This is a genomic window from Vibrio sp. Vb1018 (assembly GCF_033338775.1).
Taxonomy (GTDB): Bacteria; Pseudomonadota; Gammaproteobacteria; order Enterobacterales; family Vibrionaceae; genus Vibrio; species Vibrio alginolyticus.
This window is the reverse complement of the sequence record NZ_JAWOTI010000005.1, coordinates 13,589-29,100: the sequence shown is the minus strand read 5'-3', so window position 1 is coordinate 29,100 and position 15,512 is coordinate 13,589. Positions and strand designations below refer to the sequence as shown.

The following is a 15,512-nucleotide window of genomic DNA, read 5'->3' as shown; positions in this document are numbered from 1 at the left end:
AAACAAAAAAAGGAGAGCTAACCTGCTCTCCTTTGTATTTTAACCGTGGATAAACTAAGCCACATTAACCGATTTAGCTAAACTGCTACTTTGGAAAAACTCATCATGCAATGCGCAAATCGCGTGCTGGTATTCCTTATCACCGACAACAAATTGAACATTTACATTTCTCAATGATGAGTGCAGTGCAACTGGCGTAACGCCATTATTCATCAATGCAAGCACACCTTTCGCCAACGTCTTATTGGTATCAATTTGAGAACCGATGGCTGAGATAAGCGCGACCATACGGCCTTTAATCGAGGCATTCGGATAACGTTTCTCTGCTTTGTACAATACTTTGTTTAAGCTATCAGTACTGCCACCTAGATAGTAAGTAATAGAGTTCGCGTTCATCTCTTTACCAACCAAACTTACACGAGCATCGGAGATGATTTCCATCAATTCGTAACTAACGTTATCGGCTTTTCCTACCATTGCTTGGTCAAACAAATGCAGTGCAAATACTTTTTCTTTACCTGCGATGATCTCGACTTTGTCTTCTTCCGGACGATAGCTTGAAGAGATCAAAGTACCTTCGTGTTCAGGTTCGAATGTATTTTTAATCTGTAGCTCAATACCACTTTCACGCAAACCCGCAGCGGCATTTGGGTGAATCGCTTCCATGCCAAGGTTGGCAAGTTGGTCTGCTACGTCATAGTTTGTACTACCAATTGGTAATACTTTTTCAGGGCCAACAACGCGTGGGTCCGCTGAGCTCAAGTGGTACTCTTTGTGAATTACTGCTAAATCCGCTTTTGTTATTGCTGCAATTCGGCTAAATGTCATCTCACTATAACCTCGGTCATAAGTGTGCATTAGGCCCTCTTTACAGTAAGCATAACCTGTCACGATTGGCAGTTCTTTTGATACATCGATATCAGCAAACGCGTCACTGATCGACTCATCAAGGCTTCTTGGCGCTTGATTATCCCAACCAGACAGGTCAACGAACTTAGCGTTAATACCCATATTTTTTAGTTTTAGTGCTGTGTTGTAAGCACTATGTGCCTCACCGATAGACGAGAGAAACTCTCGAATTTGAGGCAAGTACTGGCGCAACGAAAATTGACCGTACTGACAGGTTTCTAAAATATTCGCGATACAGTTTTTCGCTTCAGCAATGCGGGAGCGAATGAATTTATCCGCACGGATACGATTCATTGGGTCCGCAAAAATATTTTCATTGGTCAGCAACATACGGCTTTCAACGTACGCTAACGCTTCTTCCCATTTGTCGTCGCGTTTCGCGATAAGCTGATAAACGCCTGGTTTACTGGTTTTTTTACACTCAAGCAGCGCATCGGTCATACCACCGTATGCAGATACGACAAAAATACGATTGTATGGTGTTTTGGGACGAAGAATAATATTGTCGAGAACAGCATCAAATGCTGTCATTGATGTACCGCCGATTTTTTCTACGGTAAATGTCATGATAAGCCTTTTTTTGATTGGTAACTTTAAAAAGAAAAAAGAAGAGATAGTTAAGTGTGGGGTGGCAAAGCACCCCACCATCATCTTTTAGTCAACGAGAGGATAAACACCGTTTTCATCGTGCACTTCAGCGCCAGTAATCGGTGGGTTAAACACACACGCCATTACCATTTCTTTATTCTTATAAGCTCTCAAGTAGTGCTCATCGTGTTTATCAAGGATGTATAATGTACCTGGTTTAATTGGGTACGTTTCTCCACCTACAACTTCAATCTCACCTTCACCACTCATACAAAACACCGATTCAAGGTGGTTTTGATAGTGAATATGAGTTTCTGTATCTTCATAAATCGTTGTGATGTGGAAAGAGAAACCCATGTTGTCGTCTTTCAACAACATGCGGACACTTTCCCAGTTATCTGAAACAACACGTCGTTCGCTGTTGCGGCATTCATCTAGAGTTCTGACGATCATAATTAAAATCCTTATTAAGATGCTTGTTTGAAATGTTTCGCAGCGATAGTCTCTACTGCATTTTCAAAGATGCTTAGTCCTTGATCTAGCTCTGATTCGCTGATAGTTAGTGGACAGAAGAACTTCACAACTTCATCGTCTGGACCCGCTGTCTCTATCACCATTCCATTCTCGAAACAGTTTTTCGCAATTTCAGATGCCATGTCACCATTGATACATTCAATACCAACCATCATGCCGCGGCCTTTTTTCTGCACAAACATTTGTGGAAAGCGACGAACACAACGGTCAATAACAGCACTTACCTTGTCTGAACACTGCTTGATGTGTGTTTCAAAATCATCGTTTGCCCAGTAAATTTCTAGTGCTTTTGCAGCAGTAATAAAGGCGTGATTATTGCCACGGAACGTACCGTTATGCTCGCCTGGCTTCCACTGGTCAAGCTCAGGCTTAAGTAATACGACAGCCATCGGCAAACCGTAACCACCGATCGACTTCGATAGCGTCACGATATCCGGTTGGATACCAGACGGCTCGAAACTAAAGAAAGTACCGGTACGTCCGCAACCTGCTTGAATGTCATCGACAATCACAAGAATGTCATTGGCTTTACAGATTTTGCTCAAACGTTGTAACCACTCGTTTGAAGCAGCATTTAAACCACCTTCACCTTGCACAGTTTCAAGAAGTACAGCGGCTGGTTTATCCATACCTGCAGAGTTATCATTTAGCATGGTTTCGAACAGCGCGAGACCATCTACGCCAGCGTAACCTTCAAATGGAATACGAGTGACGTTACTTAGACTAGAACCGTTACCTTGTCTGTGATGCTGGTTACCCGTTGCAGCCAGTGCGCCAGCAGTACAACCATGGAAACCGTTAGTAAACGCAACGACGCTGTCGCGGCCTTTTACTTTTTTAGCCAGCTTCAATGCCGCCTCAACAGCGTTAGTACCTGTTGGGCCCGTAAACTGAACCTTGTAATCCAAGTTTCTTGGTTTAAGGATGTAAGTATCCAACGCTTCCAGAAACGATGCTTTCGCTTCTGAGTGCATATCCAAACCGTGAGTAATACCGTCCATTTCAATGTACTCAAGCAACGCTTGTTTTAGTACTGGATTGTTATGGCCGTAATTTAGAGATCCCGCTCCAGCAAGGAAGTCTAAGTATCGTTCACCTTGTTCTGTTTCTAGCCAGCAGCCTTTCGCTTTACGAAAAACGACCGGGAAATTGTTTGAATATGAGCGTACGTTGGATTCCTGCTTTTTGAAAATATCCATGATGAGACCGTTTTTAATTCCTATTGTTTGAGGATTATTTGAGAGGAATGCGATACAAATATTCTGTATCGTGTTTGCCTTTAAAGTGGGCTTCTTCATCCAAAAATGTGCTTACTTGGCCAGAATTGCCGTTCATCGCATCTAACTTTTTGAACAGTGCCCAAGAGGCTTTATTATCTTCCGTGATGGTAGTTTCTACCGATTTAACACCGCCTAATTCCTCTCGGGTGAGAAGTTCTTTCAACATGCGGAATGCTAAACCATGACCTCTAAAGCGAGGTGAGACTGCAACTTGCCAGACAAATAAAACGTCTTGCTCGTCTGGTTTCTGATAACCGGAAATGAAACCTGCGATTTCGCCTTTTTGCTCAACCAAAATACTGGTTTTGCTGAAATGCGTAGACTGTAGGAAATTGCAATAAGATGAGTTCATGTCCAATGGAGGACAGTCTGCAATCAAGCTGTAAATGTCGTCACCATCAGAGATTTTAGGCTCACGAAAAATCCATTTTTTACTTGAGTCTTCTCCAATCTCTGGATAAAGGACCCAAGGTGCTGATGTGATCATGTGAAAATACATATCCTTTGAGGTCTAATTAAATTTCCTTTTTATTATGGGCATCCCTCGCGACTAAAAATCAAATAATCCGCCTTTTTATCGGTATTTTTGTGATTCAAATCACAAAAATAAACCTATTAACCAAAAGTTAAAATAGTTCGAGGTCTAATTTATTAAATAGTAACCTAAATGCACAGTACAAAAAACAACCAGAATAAGACCGTTTTCCATGCTGTTCATTTCTCAGAGAAAAATAGAAATCCAAAAAAAAGCGGCATGCTTTCGCATACCGCTTTTATCAATAATTTAACTGCTGATACTAGTTATTTTGATTTCTTAGAAACCGCCTTTGGACGAGGTTCATCCATCAAACCTTTTATCAAAGATACCGTTGCAACAAGTAAAACAATAGTAAACGGTAAACCAGTCGTCACCGCCATTGCTTGAGCAGCAGCTAGACCACCACCCAACATCAATGCAATCGCAACCAAACCTTCAAACGTACACCAGAACACGCGTTGTGGCGTTGGTGCATCGACCTTACCGCCCGCAGCAATAGTATCAATAACCAGTGATCCTGAGTCAGAAGAGGTAATGAAGAACACCACGACTAAGATAATGCCGACAAAAGATGTTATCTCAGCCAATGGCATAACATCTAACATGGCAAAAAGTTTTAAAGGTAGTTCTGCGTTAAACACCGCCTCGTAGCCATCATTAACGTATTGGCTAATTGCGTTACCGCCAAAAGCCGTCATCCATAACACACAAACTGAAGATGGGATAAGAATAACGCAAATAATAAACTCACGAACTGAACGACCGCGAGACACACGTGCGATGAACATACCCACAAATGGTGACCAAGAAATCCACCACGCCCAGTAAAACGCCGTCCAGCCTTGAGAGTAATTCACATCCTCTCGTCCAAATGGCATAGATAAGGCAGGGATATTAGCCACATAGGAAACGATGTTCTCGAAGAAACCAGTTAAAATCGCAATCGTCGGGCCAACAACAATAACAAATAGCAATAGCAGCGCTGCAAGACCCATGTTGATTTCAGATAAGATTTTCACGCCCTTATCGAGTCCAGCCACAACAGAGATTAAAGCGAGCGCAGTAATACCAATAATCAATATAACCTGCGTGGTATTGGTCATTGGGACATCAAACAGGAAGTTCAAACCCGTTGCGGCTTGAGACGCACCGTAGCCTAGCGATGTTGCTAAACCAAAAACCGTCGCTACCACTGCAAGAATATCGATAATATGACCAGTCCAACCCCATACACGCTCACCAAACAAAGGGTAAAAAATTGAGCGCATGGTGAGTGGCAAACCTTTGTTAAATGAAAAGATAGCCAGCCCAAGAGCCAAGAGCGCGTATATTGACCACGGATGAAGTGCCCAGTGGTAAATCGTCGCAGCCATCCCTAATGCCGAAGCTGCAGTTGCATCGCCCTCTGCACCACCTAGCGGTGCCCAGTCAGTACGTACACCATTCTCAACGCTCACGCCACCAATCGCAGAACTAAAATGGGACATCGGTTCTGATACACCGAAGAATACGAGACCAATGCCCATACCCGCAGCAAATAGCATTGCCAACCATCCAGCATAGGAGTAATCCGGTGTTGCTTCAGTACCACCGATTCGTACACGGCCTAATGGTGTGAAGATCAATCCGACACAGACAATGACAAAAATATTACCTGAAGCGAGAAAAAACCAGTCTAAATTGTGTAACAAACCTGCTCGTAGGTCTGCAAAAAACGGCTCTACCTGTTCTCGGAATAATAGTGTTATCACAACAAACATGACGATTGCTAAGCCAGAAATTGCAAAAACACGGTTGTGAATATCAAGGCCAAATGGGCCTACCTTTAGCGCAACGTTATCCTGACCAATTTGATAGTCAGTATCTATTGCGTTTACTTTTCCATCGGGGCGTTGAATGCCACCGTTATTATCGGTGCTCACGGATAATCTCCTTAAAAATACGTGACCAAGTTTAAATTACTTTCGTCGGAGTTCGAGTAATGAAACGTCTTCATCACTACCAAGCACATGTTCATAAAACATTGTTCTTATAAGCGGTTACTCAATCCGCCATCATAATCTTAAAGCCCCCTATCTCTCATTGCATTTTATTGTTTTCACCATAAATAACGCCTATTGCCAAACCGAAGATATTGGCATGTTTCGATTAAAGTGATACTGCAGTTGTGCTTGAAACAGCTCCGCAGTTGCTAACGCATCCGTCAGGGCATGGTGAGGTTGATAAGCAGGGAGGCCATATCTTTCACGAGCGTGCCCTAATCGTACAGAACCGGGTTTCTTGCCTTTCAACTTATTGATAAAACCTCTGCATTCACGGCGTTGTATCGCATACTCAATATCTAACGTATCAACAACAGGAAACTGTATCCCCTCTCCGATGCTATTTAGCAAGGCGTTATTAAAGAACTGCCTTTCAATGTTCTTGTAGTGAACAAGTACCACTTTGCCTGACAACGCATCCAATATTTCACCCAAGATCTGAGACAGCTGCGGCGCGTTTTTAACCTCAGAGTCAGTGATACCGTGAATAATGACAGACTCGTGGTTTAACTCTCTGTTTGGGTTAACGACCCAATGAGCAGAGCCATTACATTGAACACGATCAATAGTAAACGGGACAAGTCCGATCGTGAGAATGACATCCTCTTCCGAGTTCAATCCTGTTGTCTCAAAGTCTACCGAGACAAATGGCACTTGTTCAATTGGTGTTTCCCCATTAACCATCGGTGTCGAATAATAGCGTTTGAGCCTCTCGTCTTTCGCTTCTTTAGCGAGTTGCTTGAACAACATTGACCACTCTGGCGTCTGGGATGTATCCAACAAGGGATGTTCTTTTTCTGCCTTTTTTGAGAACCACATCATTTGCTACTTCTCTGGTATCGAAACTTAATGAAGTTCTGAGCGTTACTTAGAATTTGAAATGCTGCTTTTAAGTTTCGACGTTCAAATTCAGACATGTTCTCCGGCTCAATATTGTTGTCTGGCTCTTCTCCATTTTCTATATCAAGGGCTTGGTGACGAATTCGAACCATGTAGATTAGCTCCATCGCATCCCTTAAATCCAAACCTCGACCTTTCGGTAAAATGCCAGCATCATTAATGTCATCTAAACGGTCGAAAGAGTTTTGCGATCGCGAACCGATTGCCAGAGAATGCACCCGTATTAAATCGGCCAACGGAGCCGTCCCCCTTCGCTTCAAGTTAATCGAGTTGCGATGACGACCATCTTTCTCCATCACAAAGTCTTTGAAAAAGCCCAGTGGAGGCGTCCTACGTATTGCGTTATACGCCATACAAGCAAGAAAGCGGTTATTTCTTTTCGCTCGTCTCACAATAAAGCTGCTTAATTGCTCCGCCCATTTCACTCGCCCATGCACACCGAGGAGATCAAAAAAGATATTACTATTTAACAATCTCTCAGGGGTTGGATTGTCTATCCAGTTTCCAAAGCATTCTTCCCATTCTGCACGAGTTTTTCGCCATTCTGGGTTGGTAGCCATAATGTCTCCAGTACAATAAGCATAGCCGCATGCCGCTAAACCATCACAAACAAATTTAGCAAACTTTTCAAAGTACTCTCCGTGAATCTCAACGTCATAACTGTTATCGAGAATAAGCGCGTTATCTTGATCCGTTACAATTAGCTGCTCATCCCTCGCCATTGAACCCATTGCGACTAAACAATAAGGAATGGGCGCTGGGCCGAACTCTTGCTCAGCTAATTCAGCGAGGCGTTGTTTGAAACTACTGCCTATAACCGACATGGCTCGACCAATCATGTGCGCGTTGGCATCTTCATTGACCATTCTTACGAAACAGTCTTTTACTTGTTCAGAAACCTGCTTGAGATCCTCGACACTGGTTTGCTGAAAAATAGAGCTCACTAGCAATAGGCTGTTCTGAGATTCGTAACGAACGATGTCCGTCATGCCAATAATTCCTATCGGCTTTTTATCTTTTAAAATTGGTAAATGATGCACGTTGTAACGCAACATGGTTAACATGGCCTCAAACACATAGGCGTTATAATCCAATGAAACCACGTCATAACTCATGACCTCACTCACTGAAATATTGGTATCAATACCTTGAGCTAGTACGCGAATGCAAAGATCGCGATCAGTCAATATTCCAAGCAGCTGTTCATCATCTTCTTCTGTGAGCTCCTCTGTCGGGCGAATAATGAGCAGAGAGGTGACATTTTCCTCTGCCATTAGTATCGCAGCTTCCTGAATTGAAGCCGTTGCCTCCAGAGTTACTGGATCTCTTGCTAAGATTTTACGTGCCTTAGCGGTGGTAAAGTCATTGCTTTCGGAGCGGCTAGATATTGCGCTTCGCAAACGCGCGCTATCTTCCAGTTCCATGTAGTCCGCAAAGTTTTCAAACTCATCACAAAGTTCATTGAAGATGTTTTCCGGAATACAGTAAACGAGAGTGTCTTCTATCGCTTTGGCTGGCATACGTACGCGGTTGTTCATCAACAACCCCATCTGACCAAACAGTCCACCAGCATCAATCCTGTTGTAAAGTTCACCTTTACGTCGATAAATCTCTACCGCCCCACTTCTCACCATATACAAGTCGCGGATCGTATCTCCGAAGTTAAGAATTTTTGTTCCTTGCCGAAAGTATGCAACCTCGGCATTGAGAGCAATTTTTCTAAGCTGCTCTTCAGGTAGGTCATCAAAAGGTGGGTACTGGCTAATGAAATTGAGCACTTCTAACTGTTCGGCTTCCATTTTTTATTCCATACGTTGCCTAAACTACAGCGATAAATATCACCCTGAGTGAAATCAAGCAATAAATAAATCTAAGGATAACAGTACCTAACCGATTTCACAGGACCAAGCCTTAACCAAAAATTAGAGCTCTAACCTTTTTATATGTAGAGTTCTAAGCTATCACAGCTTATATCTATGCAAGCTAGTTGAGTTGAAATGTACAAAAAAATTCAAAATAAATTCAACCCTACGTCAGGGCAACGTTATGGCGGATAAAAACACATCACAAGCAATTGTTTTAAATATAAAAAATAAGAATTGAACATACCTTGCTCAACGAATTCTCTATGCACGGCAGAACTAGTTAACCAACCCCCTTTCGTTGAAAGTTGAACTAAAATTAATTAGAGTACAAATCGTTAAACAGTTATAAACACACGAAAAAGGACAGATAACATGGATCCCATACTGGAAGTTAAGGGACTGTATAAAGTGTTTGGAGAAGACCCAGATAGAGCCTTCTCGCTTATCGACAAAGGCGTCGATAAAGACGGTATTTTTGAACAGACAGGTTTAACAGTCGGCGTAAACGATGTATCTCTCACCATAAATGAAGGGGAAATTTTCGTAATCATGGGCCTTTCTGGCTCCGGGAAATCCACCCTTGTTCGACTTCTTAACCGGCTCATTGAGCCGACTAAAGGTAGTGTTTATCTCAAAGGAAGAGATATCGCCCACATCTCCGAGAGTGAACTTCGAGAAGTTCGTCGTAATAATATCTCAATGGTGTTTCAAAGTTTCGCACTCATGCCACACATGACGGTGATTGAAAATGCCGCCTTTGGTTTAGAACTTGCCGGCATCGATGTTAATGAGCGTCAGAAAAGTGCCCTTTCCGCCTTAGAAAGAGTGGGTTTAGACCCTTATGCAGAATCTTTCCCTGACGAATTATCCGGTGGTATGAAACAGCGCGTTGGTTTAGCGAGAGCGTTAGCCTGTGATCCTGACATCCTATTAATGGACGAGGCGTTTTCCGCTTTAGACCCATTGATCCGTTCTGAGATGCAAGATGAGCTTATTCGTCTACAGAACGATGACAAACGCACAATTGTCTTCATTTCTCATGATTTGGATGAAGCAATGCGCATTGGCGACCGTATCGCCATCATGCAAAACGGTGAGGTTGTTCAGGTTGGTACACCTGATGAAATATTACACAGTCCAGCAAATGATTATGTCGAAGCGTTTTTCCGCGGCGTAAACATCGCAAGTGTCTTGACAGCAAAAGATATCGCGCGCAAGAAGCCAGCGGCTGTTTTTAAGAAATCGGAAAATGACGGTCCAGGCTCTGCGATGCAGATTCTGATGGATCACGACCGTGATTACGGTATTGTCGTCGATAAATCTAGCCGATATTCCGGCATCGTATCTCTTGATTCACTACGTTTGGCTCATAAAGAAAACCGTTCGTTAGCCAGTGCTCAATTACCGGATGAAGTTACTCTTCAGCCTGATCAGTCAATTAATGACATTTTGGGTCTGGTTGCTGGTGTTCCTTATGCCGTGCCTGTCGTAGATGAGAAAGGAACTTACTTTGGTGTCGTGACTAAATCACGTCTTCTACAAACACTAGATAAGGATTAACACGATGTCTTCAGAGCAAACTAACAATGATCCCTGGTCAAATACTGCTCCTGCGCAAGATGATCCTTGGTCGCAAGGTACAGAGGCCGCGCCAAGTAATGATTGGCTCAACTCAGAAACTGTAGAGCAAGCACCATTCGATATTATGAACCCATTCCAAGATGCGGTTTTACCCCTCGATAGCTGGGTAGAGTCCGGTTTGAACTGGCTGGTGGAACATGGTCGACCTGTTTTCCAAGCAATACGAGTTCCAATCGACTTTATTCTAACGTCGTTTGAAACTGCTTTGGTGTCTACACCTGCGCCTATAATGGTACTCATTTTATTTTTGCTAGCGTGGCAGTTTTCCAATGTAAAACTTGGTTTTTCTACTCTTGTATCCCTTGTTTTCATCGGCCTAATTGGTGCGTGGTCACAAGCGATGACAACGCTAGCACTGGTGTTAACCGCCGTTTTCTTCTGTTTGCTTATAGGGCTACCAATGGGGATATGGTTGGCAAGGAGCCAAACCGCTGCCAAATTTGTTAGGCCAATATTAGATGCAATGCAAACGACTCCCGCGTTCGTTTACCTTGTGCCAATTGTTATGTTGTTTGGTATTGGTAACGTTCCTGGCGTAGTAGTAACGATCATTTTCGCCCTGCCTCCCGTTGTGCGCCTGACTATTTTGGGTATTCAGCAAGTACCTGAAGAGCTTATCGAAGCTGGCCACTCTTTCGGGGCAAACAAAAAACAGATGCTTTATCGCATCCAGTTACCGTTGGCGTTACCAACCATCATGGCAGGTGTAAACCAAACCTTAATGCTGTCACTTTCTATGGTAGTGATTGCTTCAATGATTGCTGTTGGCGGCTTAGGCCAAATGGTACTTCGTGGTATTGGCCGACTTGATATGGGTCTTGCTGCCGTTGGTGGCTTAGGCATCGTTATTCTTGCGATTTTGTTAGACCGTATCACCCAGGTGTTAGGGGTTAATGCGGGCAACACTAAACTTCGCTGGTATCACACAGGTCCTGTTTCATACCTATTAAAACTGAAAACAAAGACGAACCAAGACGATCTAAAACTTAGGAGAAACATCAATGAATAATTCATGGAAGAAAGCGCTCTCTGTTGGAGCTCTAAGTACTATCGCATTTTCAACTTATGGTGTGGCAAGTGAACTACCGGGTGAAGGTGTCACTGTTCAGCCTGTTCAATCAACCGTTGCAGAAGAAACATTTCAAACGTTGATCGTAAACCGCGCACTTGAAGAGCTTGGTTACGATGTTAAACCGACCAAAGAAGTGGACTACAACGTAGGCTACACCTCTATTGCTAAAGGTGATGCTACTTTCTTAGCGGTTGGTTGGTTCCCTCTTCACGCCGATAAGTACACGATGTCTGGCGGTGATGATAAGTTCTTCCGTAAAGGCCAATACGTAAGTGGGGCTGCGCAAGGTTATTTGATCGATAAGAAAACCGCGGAAAAATATAACATCACGAACATTGGTCAGTTAAAAGATCCAAAATTGGCGAAGCTATTCGATGCAAACGGCGATGGCAAAGCGGACTTAACTGGTTGTAACCCAGGTTGGGGTTGTGAAATGGTTGTTGAACATCAGTTGGATGCTTTCAAACTCCGTGACACAGTAACACACAACCAAGGTAACTACGCAGCGATTATCGCTGATACGATCTCACGTTACAAAAAAGGCGATCCGATTCTTTACTACACTTGGACACCGTACTGGGTAAGTGGCGTTTTAGTTCCAGGGAAAGATGTTGTGTGGTTAGAAGTGCCATTCTCTTCACTTCCTGGTGAGCGTAAGGACATTGATACGACACTAGAGAACGGTAAGAACTACGGCTTCGAGATGAACTCTATGCGCATCGTTGCCAATAAAGAGTTTACAGAAAACAACCCTGCTGCTGCAAAGCTGTTTGAAATCATCAAACTAAATATCAATGATGTTAGTGCGCAGAATATGATGATGAGCCAAGGTAAGAACAGCTCAGCGGACATCGAGTCTCATGTAAATGGCTGGATCAAAGCGAACCAGAAAAAGTTCGACGCATGGGTCGAAGAAGCGAAGAAAGCCGCAATGTAATCATGCCTTTATCAACCTCTAGAGCCAGTTGGTGTTATCAACTGGCTCTTTTTTTACACAAACGCCCCTCCCCCTTACATGGACATACCAACACTTACACTACTCGACCATAAACCCACATTATAATTCACGTTTATTTCACGCTTGCTTTGCTAAAAACAACACAACATAACAATTAAACTATTCGAATAAATATGAAAAACTTATCAAAGAGCTCTGTGTGGGGGCCTTTGCAGCCAATTGCTGCCTTTTCTTTGTTTTCGCTTCTATTTCTGTCTATCTCAAGAGTTTTGCTAGCTTTTTGGCAGATTGACCGTATTGACTCTCTAAACGACTTAATTTACATCCTAGGTCAAGGTTTGCGCGTAGATATTGCAACGCTTTGCTGGTTATTTATTCTTCCAGCACTGTTTTCAACCTTCATGCCATTAACCGGTAAGATGGGAGAGTGTTGGAAGCGAATATTACGCATATGGATGGTTTTAGGGCTTTGGGTGCTTGTATACATGGAGCTCGCAACAGCGCCATTCATTCAGGAATACGACCTACGTCCAAACCGCCTGTTTGTGGAATACTTAATCTACCCAAAAGAAGTCTTGAGTATGCTCTGGACTGGCTACAAATTAGAACTGTTTATTGGTGCGTTAGGTACAGTTTTAACCATCACTTTAGGTTGGAAGTGGAGTAAGAAACTGACCGATAAGGCGCAGCAGGTCAACTGGAAATGGCGACCACTATTGGCACTTTTCGTTGTTCTTTTTGGGGTTGCAGGTGCTCGATCATCTTTAGGTCACCGCCCGCTAAATCCTGCTATGGTCGCCTTTTCTAACGATCCACTGCTTAACGACTTAGCACTGAACTCATCTTACTCATTGTTGTTTGCGGTTAATAGCATGAAGTCAGAAAAGAGTGCTGAGCAGTTCTACGGAAAAATGGACACTCAAAAGATGTTGGAATTAGTTCGCACTTCATCAACAAAGTCCGACTTCACCCCTTCATTACTCCCAACCATGAACAGTAACCCCGCGACTTACCAGGGTAAACATAAAAACTTAGTGATTTTGCTACAAGAAAGCTTAGGCGCCCAATTTGTCGGTGCTTTGGGTGGTTTGCCTCTAACACCAAACCTTGATGAACTCATGAAGGAAGGTTGGCAGTTCACACAAATGTACGCCACTGGTACTCGTTCTGTTCGTGGAATTGAAGCCGTAACCACGGGCTTTCCTCCATCTCCGTCTCGCGCGGTAGTGAAGCTGAGTAAAAGCCAAACGGGTTTCTTTACCATCGCGGACTTACTGAAAGCTCAAGGCTATCACACGCAATTTATTTACGGCGGTGAAGCCAACTTTGACAACATGAAAACTTTCTTCTTCGGTAACGGTTTTGATCAAATAGTAGAAGAAGACGATTATAACAACCCAAGCTTTGTTGGCTCTTGGGGTGTTAGTGATGAAGATCTATATAACAAAGCAAACGAAGAGTTTGAACGCCTTTCAAAAAGCGACAAACCTTTTTTTAGCTTAGTTTTTACGTCAAGTAATCATAGCCCTTATGAGTATCCAAAAGGCAAAATTGAGCCATACGATTCAGAATATATGACGCGTAACAACGCCGTTAAATATTCCGATTACGCTTTGGGCACTTTCTTTGAAAAGGCGAAAAAGTCATCTTATTGGGATGATACCATTTTCATTGTAATTGCAGATCATGATGCACGTGTTTCTGGCGCTAACCTTGTTCCAGTTAAGCACTTTCACATTCCAGCATTGATCCTTGGTAAAGGCATTCAACCACGTAAAGATGACCGCATAGCAAACAACATAGACATGCCGCCTACACTGTTATCTCTGATTGGGGTAGATGCTAAAACACCGATGATTGGTCGTGATTTAACGAAGCCACTGGCTCGCGAAGATGAACGCGCAATGATGCAATACGACAAAAACTTTGGTTATTTAACGCGCGACAATCTCGTTGTGCTTTCCCCTGGTGAAAAGATATCGACCCTGGCGTACGACTTTAAAGACCAAACCATGAAGCCGCTAGAGGTGGACGAATCTATTATCGAGCGTGCAAAAGCAAACGCATTATTTGCATCTAAAGCGTATCAAAACAACTGGTATTCTTCCAAACACACTCATTAATACCAATGATTCCGCTGATAAAAAGGAGCTAAACGGCTCCTTTTTCTTATTCTGTCACTTACCTTCGAGAATGTTCTACTGACAACTCCTGTCGTTCCTTTCCGTTAGATTGCCCCTACTATTTCTAATTGATTAAGGAACAAACCATGCTGACTATCAATTCATTCGTTCTCTACGTTGAGGACATCCACATAAGCCAAGTTTTTTATTCGAAACTGTTCGAACGCAAAGTCACGCAGTTGTCTCCAACCTTCGCCGCTATTCCACTGACCGAAGGCTTAACGTTGACACTCAAGCAAAGAGATAATCTTTCACCCTACAGCGGAATTAGAGGTGGTGGCACCGAGTTGTCTTTATCGGTGCCCAATAGTCATATGCTAGAGCGCATTTACAAGCGCTGGAAAGACCTAGGTGTTGAGTTTGTTCAACCACCAGCGACATCAGTGTATGGGTTAAATTTTATGGCTATCGATCCAGATAAGCATCGCATTCGTGTTTTCATAAATGAATAAAAATGCGTTAAAAATGCTTTTTACCCATTCCCAATGTGACTTCAATAAATTAGACTCAAGGAAACATCAAAAGCGGCGTAGTAATAAGAAGGAATGCCCATGAGCTCAAGTATGATCCTTAGCGAATCCCTAATCGAGAGCGGAAGAGATATCCCCCTCAAAGAACTGCTTTATGCAAAGCGCGTGCTGGATAACTACATGGCAGTAGCCAAAGAAAGTAGCCCGCTTGAGCTATTAACTGAGATGAAATCGGCAGCAAAGCAAGTAGAATACTTTACAACGACGAGTAACCCGTGTGAGGCTCGTAATGTCATCAGTCAGATGATTGATAAAATCGACACCGCGGAATCTTTTGATTCGTTCAAAGCATTAGCAGGTAAGCCATCTCAAGCACTCAATGAACTAATTGAAGATCGAGCTCAGCTGATTAAACACGAACGAGAACTCCTGCTCGCCTCAGGCTATGACGCCTCACGAATCTAATATACGCGATAGGCTAAAAGTCATAGCTAACAACGAAAAAGGAGCTCTTAAAGAGCTCCTTTTGCTT

General features: G+C 43.1%; 13 protein-coding genes. 6 read left to right on the top strand and 7 right to left on the bottom strand.

Translation table 11 applies throughout. From position 1 onward, the window contains the following. Window positions 1-54: 54 nt before the first annotated feature. From R7Z10_RS07420 to R7Z10_RS07390, 7 genes are all read right to left on the bottom strand, one after another. On the bottom strand, window positions 55-1,476 hold the full coding sequence (locus R7Z10_RS07420) for an aspartate kinase (protein WP_005377768.1): 1,422 nt from the start codon (window positions 1,474-1,476) through the stop codon (window positions 55-57). A gap of 87 nt (window positions 1,477-1,563) precedes the next feature. Then, the gene (locus tag R7Z10_RS07415) at window positions 1,564-1,950 is read right to left on the bottom strand and encodes an ectoine synthase (protein WP_005377769.1); all 387 of its coding nucleotides are present in this window, start codon (window positions 1,948-1,950) and stop codon (window positions 1,564-1,566) included. A 14-nt stretch (window positions 1,951-1,964) separates the two neighbouring features. After that, window positions 1,965-3,230: a diaminobutyrate--2-oxoglutarate transaminase gene (ectB, locus tag R7Z10_RS07410; protein WP_017820939.1), complete on the bottom strand. Its 1,266-nt coding sequence runs from the start codon at window positions 3,228-3,230 to the stop codon at window positions 1,965-1,967. 34 nt (window positions 3,231-3,264) lie between these two features. Beyond that, a complete protein-coding gene (ectA, locus tag R7Z10_RS07405; RefSeq protein ID WP_005393379.1) occupies window positions 3,265-3,798 on the bottom strand; it encodes a diaminobutyrate acetyltransferase in 534 nt (177 codons plus the stop codon). A 314-nt stretch (window positions 3,799-4,112) separates the two neighbouring features. After that, window positions 4,113-5,771: a BCCT family transporter gene (locus R7Z10_RS07400; RefSeq protein ID WP_005377772.1), complete on the bottom strand. Its 1,659-nt coding sequence runs from the start codon at window positions 5,769-5,771 to the stop codon at window positions 4,113-4,115. Window positions 5,772-5,963: 192 nt separating this feature from the next. After that, a complete protein-coding gene (locus R7Z10_RS07395; RefSeq protein ID WP_025766719.1) occupies window positions 5,964-6,713 on the bottom strand; it encodes a 3'-5' exonuclease in 750 nt (249 codons plus the stop codon). After that, on the bottom strand, window positions 6,710-8,590 hold the full coding sequence (locus R7Z10_RS07390; RefSeq protein ID WP_132936624.1) for a DUF294 nucleotidyltransferase-like domain-containing protein: 1,881 nt from the start codon (window positions 8,588-8,590) through the stop codon (window positions 6,710-6,712). The genes R7Z10_RS07395 and R7Z10_RS07390 overlap by 4 nt, the downstream gene beginning before the upstream one ends. 438 nt (window positions 8,591-9,028) lie before the next feature. Between R7Z10_RS07390 and proV the strand changes: the two genes are divergently transcribed. The 6 genes from proV (at window position 9,029) to R7Z10_RS07360 (ending at window position 15,445) form a co-directional block, all read left to right on the top strand. Beyond that, complete coding sequence (proV, locus tag R7Z10_RS07385; RefSeq protein WP_085569505.1) at window positions 9,029-10,216, top strand: glycine betaine/L-proline ABC transporter ATP-binding protein ProV; 1,188 nt, start codon at window positions 9,029-9,031, stop codon at window positions 10,214-10,216. Between the two features lie 4 nt (window positions 10,217-10,220). Then, a complete protein-coding gene (proW, locus tag R7Z10_RS07380; protein ID WP_005377778.1) occupies window positions 10,221-11,306 on the top strand; it encodes a glycine betaine/L-proline ABC transporter permease ProW in 1,086 nt (361 codons plus the stop codon). Further along, entirely contained in the window at window positions 11,299-12,306 is a 1,008-nt protein-coding gene (gene proX, locus R7Z10_RS07375; protein WP_005385703.1) for a glycine betaine/L-proline ABC transporter substrate-binding protein ProX, read from the top strand. Before proW ends, proX begins: the two co-directional genes overlap by 8 nt. A gap of 194 nt (window positions 12,307-12,500) precedes the next feature. Beyond that, window positions 12,501-14,450, top strand: a complete 1,950-nt coding sequence (locus tag R7Z10_RS07370; protein ID WP_017633995.1) for an LTA synthase family protein — start codon at window positions 12,501-12,503, stop codon at window positions 14,448-14,450. A gap of 146 nt (window positions 14,451-14,596) precedes the next feature. Next, window positions 14,597-14,962 (top strand): VOC family protein, encoded by a 366-nt coding sequence (locus R7Z10_RS07365; RefSeq protein WP_005377781.1) that lies wholly within the window; start codon window positions 14,597-14,599, stop codon window positions 14,960-14,962. A gap of 99 nt (window positions 14,963-15,061) precedes the next feature. Next, window positions 15,062-15,445 carry a hypothetical protein gene (locus tag R7Z10_RS07360; RefSeq protein WP_054576467.1) on the top strand — a complete coding sequence of 128 codons (384 nt, stop codon included), beginning with the start codon at window positions 15,062-15,064 and terminating at the stop codon, window positions 15,443-15,445. The last annotated feature ends 67 nt before the right edge of the window (window positions 15,446-15,512 follow it).